10 protein-coding genes and 1 pseudogene are annotated in these 12,159 nt (G+C 63.2%); 10 read left to right on the top strand and 1 reads right to left on the bottom strand.

Annotated features, from left to right (window positions below; translation table 11 throughout):
* Positions 1-43: 43 nt before the first annotated feature.
* The 3 genes and pseudogenes from EOC93_RS17810 to EOC93_RS17800 all read left to right on the top strand — a co-directional run.
* Positions 44-1,549, top strand: a pseudogene (locus tag EOC93_RS17810) (formylmethanofuran dehydrogenase subunit A); the annotation flags it as partial.
* Positions 1,537-2,445 (top strand): formylmethanofuran--tetrahydromethanopterin N-formyltransferase, encoded by a 909-nt coding sequence (fhcD, locus tag EOC93_RS17805; RefSeq protein ID WP_095489041.1) that lies wholly within the window; start codon positions 1,537-1,539, stop codon positions 2,443-2,445. The pseudogene EOC93_RS17810 and the gene fhcD, both read left to right, overlap by 13 nt.
* Positions 2,442-3,251 carry a formylmethanofuran dehydrogenase subunit C gene (locus EOC93_RS17800; RefSeq protein ID WP_095489042.1) on the top strand — a complete coding sequence of 270 codons (810 nt, stop codon included), beginning with the start codon at positions 2,442-2,444 and terminating at the stop codon, positions 3,249-3,251. Before fhcD ends, EOC93_RS17800 begins: the two co-directional genes overlap by 4 nt.
* A 10-nt stretch (positions 3,252-3,261) precedes the next feature.
* Here EOC93_RS17800 and EOC93_RS34455 read toward each other — a convergent pair whose 3' ends face one another.
* Entirely contained in the window at positions 3,262-3,399 is a 138-nt protein-coding gene (locus EOC93_RS34455; RefSeq protein ID WP_206532248.1) for a hypothetical protein, read from the bottom strand.
* Between the two features lie 232 nt (positions 3,400-3,631).
* Between EOC93_RS34455 and EOC93_RS17795 the strand changes: the two genes are divergently transcribed.
* From EOC93_RS17795 to EOC93_RS17765, 7 genes are all read left to right on the top strand, one after another.
* A complete protein-coding gene (locus EOC93_RS17795; protein WP_127205264.1) occupies positions 3,632-5,215 on the top strand; it encodes an ABC transporter substrate-binding protein in 1,584 nt (527 codons plus the stop codon).
* A 139-nt stretch (positions 5,216-5,354) separates the two neighbouring features.
* The gene (locus EOC93_RS17790; RefSeq protein WP_095489044.1) at positions 5,355-6,335 is read left to right on the top strand and encodes an ABC transporter permease; all 981 of its coding nucleotides are present in this window, start codon (positions 5,355-5,357) and stop codon (positions 6,333-6,335) included.
* On the top strand, positions 6,335-7,261 hold the full coding sequence (locus tag EOC93_RS17785; protein WP_095489045.1) for an ABC transporter permease: 927 nt from the start codon (positions 6,335-6,337) through the stop codon (positions 7,259-7,261). The genes EOC93_RS17790 and EOC93_RS17785 overlap by 1 nt, the downstream gene beginning before the upstream one ends.
* The gene (locus tag EOC93_RS17780; protein ID WP_245330084.1) at positions 7,258-9,081 is read left to right on the top strand and encodes an ABC transporter ATP-binding protein; all 1,824 of its coding nucleotides are present in this window, start codon (positions 7,258-7,260) and stop codon (positions 9,079-9,081) included. The genes EOC93_RS17785 and EOC93_RS17780 overlap by 4 nt, the downstream gene beginning before the upstream one ends.
* A 48-nt stretch (positions 9,082-9,129) precedes the next feature.
* The gene (locus EOC93_RS17775) at positions 9,130-9,891 is read left to right on the top strand and encodes a DeoR/GlpR family DNA-binding transcription regulator (RefSeq protein WP_127205263.1); all 762 of its coding nucleotides are present in this window, start codon (positions 9,130-9,132) and stop codon (positions 9,889-9,891) included.
* Entirely contained in the window at positions 9,884-11,164 is a 1,281-nt protein-coding gene (locus tag EOC93_RS17770) for a Zn-dependent hydrolase (RefSeq protein ID WP_127205262.1), read from the top strand. Before EOC93_RS17775 ends, EOC93_RS17770 begins: the two co-directional genes overlap by 8 nt.
* 11 nt (positions 11,165-11,175) lie before the next feature.
* On the top strand, positions 11,176-12,141 hold the full coding sequence (locus EOC93_RS17765) for an aminoglycoside phosphotransferase family protein (RefSeq protein WP_127205261.1): 966 nt from the start codon (positions 11,176-11,178) through the stop codon (positions 12,139-12,141).
* The last annotated feature ends 18 nt before the right edge of the window (positions 12,142-12,159 follow it).

Here is a 12,159-nt window from a genome sequence, read left to right as displayed (position 1 = left end):
ACCTTAGCGAACCGGTGCGGCTGGAATAGACCACCGCCTCGTGATCGACGCTGCCGGCTGCGTCGTGATGGCGGGCGCCATCGACATCCATTCCCACATCGGTGGCGGCAACGTGAATACGGCACGGCTGCTCCTGCCCGAGCAGCATGCCGCGCATCAGGCGCGGCCGGCGACGACGCCGCTCTCCAATGCCGGCTGGTCGACCTTCCAGACCGGCTGCCTCTACGCCAAGATGGGTTTCACCACGGTCGTCGAGCCGGCTATGTCGCCGGGAGCGGCACTTCACACCCATCTCGAATTGGCCGACATCCCGATCATCGACAAGGCGACGCTCGCCATTCTCGGCAACGACGATTTCCTGCTGTCAATGATCCGCGACGACGCTTCGTCTCAAATGATCGAGGACTATGTCGCCTGGACAGTCGCCTCGACACGGGCGCTTGGGGTCAAGGTGATCAACGCCGGCGCGGCGGCCGCCTTCAAGGAAAACGTCCGCACCTTCTCGCTGGACGATGTGGTGCCTTCCTATGGCGTCAGCTCGCGCAAGATCGTCAAGACGCTGCAGGCCGCCGTCGACAGCCTTGGCGTCCCGCACCCTCTGCATGTCCATTGCAACAATCTGGGCAGTCCCGGATCGGCGGACACGGCGGCCGCGACGATCGCGGCAGCGGAGGGGTTGCCGATGCACCTCGCCCACCTCCAGTTCTATGGCTACGGCACGGAAGGCAAGCGCAGGTTTTCCTCGGCCGCGGCGCGTCTCGCCGAACTGGTCAACGCGACGCCGGAAGTCACCATCGATATCGGCCAGGTGATGTTCGGCCAGACGGTCACCGTCTCCTCCGACGTCATGCGGCAGTTTTCGGCGCGTGGCAGCGCGAGCCCGAAGAAATCCGTCATTCATGACGGCGACGGCAATGGCGGCGGCATCGTGCCCTACAGCTATGGCAAGGATTTCTATGGCGCGATGCAGTGGGCGATCGGGCTCGAGCTTTTTCTCCTGATCAACGATCCCTGGCGTGTCTTCTTCACCACCGATCATCCCAATGGCGCGCCCTTTACCGTCTACCCGGCTCTGTTCGAGCTGCTGATGAGCCGGGAAGCGCGCACCGAAATGATTGCCGGACTTCCAAAATCCGCCATGGCGCTCTCCACCCTGGCCGCAATCGACCGCGAATACACGTTCGAGGAAATTGCCATCATGACGCGCGCGGCCCCAGCCAAGCTGCTCGGGCTAACAGACCGGGGCCACCTCGGCGCCGGCGCCATAGCCGATATCGCTGTCTACCGCAGGGACGGGAACATCGCGAAAATGCTGGGGCAGGCGGCATACGTCTTCAAGGATGGCGATCTCGTCGTGCAGGATGGAGAGATCACCCATTACCGGTGGGGCAAGGCGCTCAGGCTCAATCCGTCGCCGGACAAGGCAATGGTGCGGCGTCTGGAGGACTATCACCAGCAGCGCTACGGCCTGTCGCTGGACTGGTTCAATTTCCCAGATTCCGCGATCGCGCGCGAACAGCCATTCGGCGAGGTTGCATGCCGAACGTGAGCGTAAATGGCATAGTGATCGACGATACCTTTGCCGAGGCCTTCGGCATGCGCGCGACCGCCATCATCATCACCGCGCCGAACCGGAAATGGGCTCGCCAGGCGGCGATCACCATGACCGGCTTTGCCACCTCGGTGATCGGCTGCGGCTGCGAAGCGGCAATCGACGTCGAACTGCCGCCATCGGCCACACCGGATGGCCGGCCCGGCTGCCGCGTGATGATCTTTGCGATGGGAACAGACGAACTGCAGAAACAACTGCTCAATCGCGTCGGCCAGTGTGTCTTGACCTCGCCGGGTTCGGCCTGCTTCGCCGGACTGGAGGGCAGCGCCGAGTTGAAGCTCGGTTCGGCGCTGCGTTATTTCGGCGACGGCTGGCAGATCTCCAAGAAAATCGGCGGCCGGCATTTTTGGCGCGTTCCCGTCATGGATGGCGAATTCCTGTGCGAAGCAACGACCGGGCTGACGAAGGATGCCGTCGGCGGCGGCAATTTCTTCGTCATGGCTGAAAGCAGCGCCAAGGCCTTGGTTGCCGCAGAGGCCGCGGTCGCCGCGATAGGCCTGGTGCCCGGCGCGATCGTGCCGTTTCCGGGCGGCATTGCCCGTTCGGGTTCCAAGATCGGCGGTAAATACAAGGGCATGATCGCCTCGGCCAACGAAGCCTACGCGCCGACACTGCGCGGTGTCGTCAGGAGTGAGCTCGGTCCCGACATCAACGCCGTCCTGGAAATCGTCATCGATGGCGAGACCAACGATGCCGTTGCCGCCGCGATGAAGGCCGGCATCAACGCCGTCATCGAGCTCGGGCCGAAGCGAGGCGCGGTTCGCATAAGCGCCGGCAATTACGGCGGCAAGCTCGGCAAATTCATCTATTCGCTGAAGGATATGCTGCCATGAAGGCGCTGACCTTCACCCTTGTCGCCGAGCCGCCCGAGCGCCTTGACCTGTCGCCGCTGACGCCAGAGCGGCTTGCCGGGATCGAAAGGCGCGATATCGAAAGAATCCAGATCGGCATGTCGAAGCATGGATCGAAGGTCGGCGATATTTTTCGCGTCGCCGGCAACGATCCGCTGGACATCGTGTTCGAAGGTGGAAGCGCGCGCCTCGATCGCGTGGCGGAAGGCATGCGGGGCGGTTCGGTTCGTGTCGTCGGCAATGCCGGCGCCCAGGCCGGGCGCGCCATGCGCGGCGGCAAGCTGACGATCGAAGGCAATGCGGGTCCGCATGCCGGCTCCGGAATGCGCGGCGGCAGGCTTGAAATAACAGGCAACGCCGGCGATCACCTCGGTGCGCCGCTCGCCGGGGAGCTGGCCGGCATGAATGGCGGCGTGCTGATCGTCAGGGGCAAAGCGGGCGCTTTTGCCGCCGACCGCATGCGGCGCGGCCTGATCGCGGTGCTGAAGGGTTCAGGCGACAATGCCGGCAGCCGCATGATCGCCGGCACGCTGGTGGTGGCCGGCGGCACCGGCGAAATGCCCGGCTACCTGATGCGCCGCGGTTCGATCCTGCTCGATCGCGCGCCGAAAAGTCTGTCGCCGAGCTTCGTCGAATGCGGCGCGCCGGAGAGCGTTTTTGCCGCCATCGTCGATCGCCATCTGATCGCCGAGGGTATTTTGAAACGGCCGCTTCTGGGCAATGCGCCGCAAAAATATGGCGGCGACAACGCGGTGCTTGGAATGGGTGAGGTTCTTTTCCCTCGCTGAGGCGTGTTGATTACGCAAATGCCTTCAGCGCCATGCTCCAGCCGACATCCGCAAATTGCGGCTGCATGTTCCGGTTGAACAGCTGATTTTCTTCCCGCGAGATATTTTCGCGCAGCGTTTGGCTTTGCGACGTTTTGGAAGAAACCACACCACTCCACAACCTAATCCAATGCCGCCTTATTGGGCAATGAGGCTATCTCGGCGTTTCTCCAGCAGAACGTTTTCGCGTCAATATGCCCAAAATATCAACATTGTAAGGCAATTGCGCTTTTTTGGCGCAGTATCAGCAGCGCACAGCAGAATCCGTGTTGCCAAGTGGAGAGTTTTGGCTAACGTAAGAAAAACCACAAAACCACATAATGAAAAAAGGGGAACGACATATGACCGAGTCAAGCAGGCGTGATTTCATGAAGGGCATGGCGGCGTTCGGAGCGGGCGCCGGTCTTATGGTGATCAACCCGGAAATCCTGGTCTCTGGCGCGGCTGCGCAGGCGGGCAAGCAACTGGTCTTCCTGTCGGCCGAGAACATCACCGGCAACTGGGATCCGACGGCGCACACGACGCTGTCGCAGAAGAACATCGAGGGTTTCGTCATGGGGTTCCTGACGCGCACGCCTATGCGCGTCGAAAGTCCCGACGAGGTCATCTACGAGCTCGCCACAAAGATCACCTTGCTTGAGCCGACCAAGCTTGAGATCAAGCTGCGTGAAGGGGTGAAGTTCCACGACGGAAAGCCGTTCAAGGCGGAAGACGTCAAGGCGACGTTCGAATACGGCTCGCAGCCCGACCGGCCGGCGCAATGGTATCCAGGCCCGACCGAGACGCTGACAATCACGACGCCGGACGACTACACGGTGATCGTCGACACATCGAAGGGCGGCTATCCGGCGCACCTGTTCATCTTCCTCGCCTCCTACCTGCCGATGCTGTCGGCAACCGACATCGCCGCTGGGCCGAGCGGGCCGCTTTCGCAGCGCCTTAACGGCACCGGGCCTTACAAGTTCGTCGAGCAGCGAGGCAACGACACGGTGTTGGAGGCCTACCCGGGCTACTTCCTCGGGGCGCCGACCATCCCCGGCATCAGCTTCAATTTCGTTGGCGATTCGACCACCCGCATGCTGTCGCTGATGAACGGCCAGGCGTCCATCGTGGAGCGGCTCGAACCGGAGCAGGTGGCGACCCTCAAAGGTAACGAGAATGTGGCGATCAGCAGCGTGGTCTCGGTCGAGAACAAGTATCTGTGGTTCCGCTGTTCCAAGCCGCCCTTCGACGACCCGCGCGTGCGAATGGCGGCCTGTCACGCGATCGACCGGTCCATGCTGCTCGAAATCCTCGGCGAAGCCGGCCATGCCTCGGCGAATTATGTCTCACCGGTGAAGTTCGGCTATGTCGACCTGCCCAATTATCCCGAATACAGCCCGGAGAAATGCCAGGCCCTGCTCGCCGAAGCCGGCTTCCCGAAGGGGCAGGGCCTGCCCGAACTCGAATACATCACCTCGGTCGGGTTCTATCCCAAGACCAAGGAGTATGGCGAGGTGATCACTGCCATGCTGCAGGAGCAGGGGTTCCCCGTCACGCTGTCGGTGCTGGAGATCGCGGCGTGGAATGAGCGTCTCTACGACCGTCCCGGCGGCGGTCCGGGCCATATGGTCGACTGCGGCTGGTCGACCGGATCGCCAGAGCCGGACCTCGTGCTGCGCACGCATTTCCATTCCTCGTCCAAGCGCATCACCGGCATCGTCGATCCCGAACTGGACGCCTCACTCGACAAGGAGCGCAGCGCGGCGTCGCTCGAGGAGCGCAAACAGATCCTCCAGACCGAGACGATGCCGATGATTGCCGCGAAAGTGCCGTCGTTCTCCCTGTTCACTTCCGTCATGATCCACGCGATGGACAAGTCTCTCACGGGGCTCTTCATCTATCCGGACGGTTCGATGGATGCGTCGAAGGGGGCGTTCGCCTGATTGGCGTCAGCCGCGGCCCGGGAGAAACAAACCCGGGCCGTGACAGCCGTCGAAGCGCAGCCCTGTCTTGCCTTCTCCCACAAGGGGAGAAGGAGAGCCGGCAACCAGTCCTCGGGCTTCGTCCGCCGCAGGAGATGGAATGTTCATCATTAGCTTTCTTGTCCGCCGCCTGGCCCAGGGTGCGCTGATCATTTTTCTTGTAACGCTGCTGATATTCACCCTGCTTCGCGTCGTTCCGGGCGATCCCGTCCGGTTGATGGCGGGCGGAATGGCGCCCGAGGCGCTGATCGAGCAGATCGCCAAGGAGATGGGGCTTCGCGACCCGGTGCTGGTTCAATTCGGGCGCTATATGAGCGGCGTCGTCAGGGGCGACCTCGGCCAGTCGTTCGTTCGGCCGGCCAGCGGCGCCTCGACCGGCGGGTCTAGTTTCGGGGATGCCACGCGCGGCGAGCGCGCCGACGTGCTCACCCTTATCGGCGAGACCCTGCCGATGACGCTGCAGCTCGCCTTCCTGGCGATCGTGTTCGCGATGCTCTTTTCGTTCCTGGTCGGCATCCCGGCCGGATTGTCTCCTGGACGATGGCCGGACAGGGTCGCTTTTTACGTGTCGTCGATCTTCATATCCCTGCCGGGTTTCTGGCTCGGCATCGTGCTTGCGCTGATCCTGTCCGTGAAGCTCGGCTGGCTGCCGGCGATCGGCTACAAGGGCTTTGCCTACACGATCCTGCCGGCAATCGTGCTGGCTGTCGAACTTTCGCCGGTTCTGATCCGGACGCTGACCGGCTCGATTTCCTCGGCAATGACGATGCCGTTCATTGCAGTCGGCCGCGTGCGCGGGCTCAGCCAGCGTCGGATCATCTTCGCGCACGCGCTGCGCAACGCCTCGGTTCCGCTGCTCAACCTTCTCGGCATCCAGATCAGCGGCCTGCTCGGCGGCGTGCTCGTGATCGAATTCATCTTCGATTATCCCGGATTGGGGCTTCTGACCATCAACGCCGTGCTGCAGCGCGACTTTCCCCTGATTCAGGGCATCGCGATCGTCACCAGCGCCATCTTCGTCCTGATCAACATCGCGGTCGATCTGGTCGCAACGCTGATCGATCCGAGACTGGAATACTGATGAGCGTCGTGCAAACCCAGCTGAGCCTGAAGGTAACCGCGCCGGAAGCGCAGCGCGGCGCTTCGCTGTCCCGGCGGATATGGAAGGCGGCGCTGGCGTCGAACGAATTCCGGGTCGGCCTCGTGATTTTCGCCCTACTGGGTCTCGCGGCGCTGCTCTACCCGGCCTTGAGCGGCATCGACCCCACCAAGATGAACGTCGCCGGCCGTTTGCAGTCGCCACCCTTCCTCGGCGACAAATGGAATTGGGCGGCACCGCTCGGCACCGATCAGATCGGTCGCGACATGCTCGTGCGCAGTCTGGTGGGCTTGCGCTATTCCCTGCTGATCGGCCTGTCCACCGTGGTGGTGATGCTGATCATCGGCTGCTCGCTCGGCACGCTCGCCGGTTACTATGGGGGCAGGATCGACATGGTGATCATGCGGATCACCGACGCGCAGCTCTCCATCCCGATGATCATCCTCGCGATTACCGTTCTGGGGGTATCGCGGCCGACGATTCCGGCGATCATCCTTGTACTCGGCCTTTCGAGCTGGCCGGTCTATGCCCGCGTCACGCGCAGCGTCGTGATGACCGAACGCAAGAGCGAATATGTGCGCGCCGCCCAGGTCAGCGGGGCTTCGGATTTTCGCATCATGGTCTGGCTGCTGTCGCCGCTGGTGCTGCCGCCGATCATCTTCGTGTCGGTGCTCGACGTGGCGCGCATGATGATCTTCGAGTCGATCCTCGGCTTCATCGGCCTCGGCGTGCAGCCTCCGACGCCGACCTTCGGCAACATCATCGCCGACGGCAGGAAATACCTGCTCAATGCATGGTGGATCGCCACTATGCCGGGGGTGTTCCTGTGCCTTACCCTGACCAGCATCAACCTGATGGGCGCTTCGCTCGAGCGGGCCCGCAACCGGATCTACGGAGGCGTGTCGTGAACAGCAGCCCGGTCCTGTCGGTCAAGAATCTCGGCGTGGAAGTGGGCACGGGCGCGGGCGCCCGGCCGGTCGTCTCCGATGTGAGCTTCGATCTCGCCCCGCGCGAAATCGTCGGCATCATCGGAGCCAGCGGTTCGGGCAAGACCGTTCTGGCGCGAGCCCTGGTCAACTGGATCGACCCGCCGCTGCGCATCTCGTCCGGCTCGGTCGAGTACAAGTCGCAGAACATCCTCGACCTGGCCGGCGGACGGATGCGACTGCTGCGCAGAGAGATCGCCTATGTCGGTGCCAATCCCATGGGAGCGCTGGATCCCACTTTGCCGGTCGGCCGCCAGATCGTCGAGAAACTCAGCGCCGTGGTACCCGGCATCGATCCATCGGAGGCCCGCAAGCGGGTCATCGACCTTCTTGGAGCGGTCCGCATTCCCTCGCCACGGTTGCGCTTCGACGAGTATCCCTCGCAATTCAGCGGCGGCATGATGCAGCGCGCGCTGATCGTCGACGCTTTGATCAGCAATCCAGCCTTTCTCGTCGCCGACAACGTCACCCAGCCGCTCGACGTGACAGTCGCGGCGCAGGTCCTGCGTCTGATGCGCGAGTTGACGGAGCGTTTCGACACCGCGGTGGTGTTCGTTTCGTCGTCGCTGCCGACGGTCAAGGAGGCGGCCGATCAGGTCCTGGTGCTGTCCGAAGGCAGGATCGTCGAGCGCAACACCCCGCAGCGGCTCATCGACGCGCCGCAGCATCCCTATACGCTGCAGTTGATCAGCCAAATTCCGAAAATCTGGACGAGCGAGGCGGTCGCCGTTCCGCGTACGACGAGCGCGGCCATGCCAACGATCAGCATACGCGACGCAACCCGCACCTACCGTGTTCGCAAACGGGGAACGTTCGCGGCCCACAGCGAGGTTCGCGCCGTGCGCAATGTCACCTTCGACGTCATGCCGGGCGAGAATTTCGGCGTGGTGGGCGAGTCCGGCTGCGGCAAGTCCACCCTGATGCGGCTTCTCAGCCGCCTGGAGTTTCCAGACAGCGGCAGCGTCATCTGCGATGGCGAGGATCTTTCGAAACTGAGGGGAAAGACGCTGCTGAAGTTCCGGCGCGATTTTCAGCTGGTGCTGCAGGATCCGTTCAACTCGCTGCCGCCGCGCACGTCCATCGGCGCGATCCTGGAGGATCCGCTGCGGGTGCACGGCATGCGCAATGCGAAGGAGATACGCGAACGCGTCCTGGCGGTCATGGCCGAGGTCGAGCTTCCCGCGAACCTCTACGATGAATTGCCGCTTGGTCTCAGCGCCGGCCAACGCCAACGCGTCAATGTCGCCCGCGCCATGGTGCTCGAGCCAAAAGTGCTCATCATGGACGAGACGCTGTCGTCGCTTGACCAGACCGAGCAGTTCCGCCTGCTGGCGCTGTTCGAAAAACTGCAGGCCCAGCACGGCCTGACCTACGTCTTCATCTCGCATGACCTTGCAATGGTCCGCCGCGTTTGCAACCGGGTCGCTGTGATGTATCTCGGCGAGGTGGTGGAGATCGCCCACAATGAGCGTCTTTTCTTCGATCCCGGGCATCCTTACACGAAGGCGCTGTTGAGCGCGGTTCCGACACTGGAGGAGCGCCGCTACAAGCCGGAGGAATGCCTGCTCGAGGGAGAGCCGCCGAGCCCGATCGACCTGCCGCCGGGTTGCAGTTTCGCCAGCCGCTGTCCGCATGCCTTCGACCGGTGCCGTGCCGAGAGCCCGACGCTGACGGCGCGAAATCACGGCGAGTTGGCGGCCTGCTTCCTCGTTGAAACAACGGGGACCCGCGCCGCCGCATGATCGACAAGAAAAGACGGGGAGGAACATACCGATGGAAGCGAAATCCGCATGAGCGATCCTGAAGATCGCATGCACTACGCACTTGCCGAACTCGAGAAGCACGGGCGCGTATCGGTGCAGGCACTCGCCGAGCATTTCCATGTCAGCCGGGAAACGGTGCGTCGCGACCTGAAGCAACTGGAACTCGAGGGCCACCTGCGATGCATCTATGGTGGTGGCGTCAAGCCGCGCCCGGACGCCGACGAGCCCATCGCCGACCGGATGCGGCTGAACGCGCGCGAGAAGGCGCGCATCGCCGAACGTGCGGCGACCCTGCTCAGAGACCACATCAAGATATTCGTCGACGCCGGCACGACGACGCTGGCCTTCGCCAAGCATCTGAGGAACTGGCCTGATATCACCGTCTATACCAACTCGCTCGACATCATCGCGCTGCTCGCCGATGCCGGACATCCCAATCTCGTGGCGGTCGGCGGCGACGTCAGGGCGAGCTACCGGGCCTTCATGGGGCCGGATCCGGTCGATCTCGTCACGCGGCATCTGTTCGACATCGCCTTCGTCAGCATTGCAACCGTCGACAGCAGGTTCGGCTTCATGGACCTCGGACAGGACGAGGCGAACATTCGCCGCGCGCTGCGAAAGCACTCCAAACAGTGCGTCATGCTGGCCGACAGCAGCAAGTTCGGGCGGCAGGGCTCCATCTGCACATACGAATTCCGGGACGTCGACATCCTGATCACCGACGCCCCCCTCAAGGCGGACTTCGCCGCGCAAATGGATCAGACGCAGGTAAAGGTGCTCTATGCTTGAAATTCGCAAGGACCCGTCGGCTTTCCCCGGCATCGACGCCGAAGCCCTCCATCGGATGATGGATGAGGTTTCCGCCTTCGGCGGTGGTCCGGACGGCTCGATGATGCGACTGACCCTGTCCCGCGAGGATGGATTGGCACGCGACTGGCTGGCTGCATGGTTTGCGCAGGAAGGCCTGCGCCTTGAGGTCGACGCGATCGGCAACATGTACGGATTTCTGGACTGGGCCGGCAAGGATGCGCCCTGGATCATGTGCGGGTCGCATCTCGACAGTCAGCCGAATGGTGGCCGCTTCGACGGCGCCTATGGAGTGATCGCCGCCTGCAGCGCGATAGAGGCGATGAGGCGCCGGGTGGCCGAAACCGGCATCAAACCGAAATGCAACTTCGTCATCGTCAACTGGACCAACGAGGAAGGAGCGCGGTTCCAGCCCAGCCTGCTTGGCAGCAGCGTCAATTCCGGCGAGATCGACCTCGATTTCGCGCTGGCGCGCCGGGACGGTTCCGGCGTTTCGGTGGCCGAGGCGCTGTCGGAGATCGGCTATGCGGGCGAGGCCGCTCGCTTGGTGCCGGACGCCCTGATCGAGATCCACATCGAGGGCTCGGCCCATCTCGAGAAGGCCGGCCTACGGATCGGGGCATTCACCCGCTTCTGGGGTGCCGTCAAATATCGCCTCGCCTATGTCGGCCGGCAGGCCCACACCGGCCCCACACCGATGGCCGAGCGGCAGGATGCGCTGCTTGCTGCCGCCTATCTGATCGCCGAACTCAGGGACATGGCCGACAAGGCCGGTCCGGATCTGCACACCTCGGCGGCGCGGCTGGAAATCTATCCCAATTCGCCGAATGTGGTGCCGGGAGAAACGGTGATGTTCATCGAACTGCGGTCGGGAAGCGCCGAGCTTCTGGCGTCGGCCGAAGCGGAACTCAAGGAGAAGATCGAGAGCTGCGCCGCGCGCGCCCACACGTCGTTCGAAGTCCGATCCATAGACCGGAGGCGAGCAGGAGAATTCGACGCCGGGCTGATCGATCTGGCCGAACAGACCGCCAAATCGCTCGGGCAGACGGTCCTTCGGCTCGACACGATCGGTGGGCACGACGCCGTCAGCATGTCGGCGGTGACACCGGCGATCGTTATCGGGGTGCCGAGCGTCGGCGGTGTCATCCACCACCCGACGGAGTTTACCACGCCCGAGGATCGGCTCCTGGGGACGGAACTGCTCGCGGGGATGCTGTGGCGGTTCTGCGTCGACGGCAACATCCTGAAGAACTGAAGGACTAGGCGATGAAGACGATCGGCGAAGCCTCCACCCCCGCGGAAGTTCGTGCCGAGGCGGCGCTCACCGCTATTGCGGACTGGACGGGAAAACAGATCGGTTTTGCGCCCGCCTCTCCGGGTATCGCATCGCCCTCGCATCGCGGCGTCGACAGCGAAGCATGGCTGGTGGCGGTCGACCAGTCGTCTCCGGCCTATTTCCTGAAGATCGTGAACTCCGACCAGAAGGCGTTCGTCGATCTGGAGGCCGTGTTTGAAGCCGCCTCCACCGCGGCCGGACTGGGCTGCACGCCAAGTCCGCGGCATCTTGCGCGAGACGCCGACGCGATCGTCTTCGATCTCTTGCCGCCCGGTTGGAAAACGGCGCGCATGGACGATCTGCGACGGGCGGACGTGATGGAGCAGGTCATCGGGCTCAAAAAGGCGATCCACGGATCGCGGCCATTCGCTTTGTCGTGGACGGTATTCGATAGGATCCGGGTGCTGGACGACGCCCGGAAAGCCGCCGGCGTCGAGCGCCCGGACGATCTTTGGTGGATGCTCGACGGCGTCGGCGAGATCGAGCGCGCAATCACCGCTGCGGGTTACGATGTCCGGCCGAGCCACGCCGACGGCCTCGCCTCCAACATCATGGTAAGCCAGGACGGGGCGGTTCAGCTCGTCGATTTCGACGACGCCCGCAATGTCGATCCCCTCTACGAGGTCGGCATTCTACTTAACGAGGCCTTTCCGTTCGAAGAAGAGATGCGGCCGGCGCTTGAGATGTTCGAGGGGTCGTTCCGTCAGGCTTCCCTCAACCGTTGCCGTGCATATGCGGCGGCGGACGATCTGATGTGGGGGCTATGGGGTCTGTTGTTGAACTCGACATCGCCGCGCGGCGACATCGAGTTTCTGAAATACGCGCAGTGGCGCCTGCTGCGCTGCCGGATGGCTCTTCGCCATCCGGACTTCGAACTGAAGTTGAGACGGCTTTGAGCGGCTGCAAGGAGGCCC

The sequence above is a fragment of the Mesorhizobium sp. M6A.T.Ce.TU.002.03.1.1 genome (assembly GCF_003997275.1).
In the GTDB taxonomy this organism is placed as follows: Bacteria; Pseudomonadota; Alphaproteobacteria; order Rhizobiales; family Rhizobiaceae; genus Mesorhizobium; species Mesorhizobium mediterraneum.
This window is presented reverse-complemented; position numbering and strand designations above follow the sequence as displayed.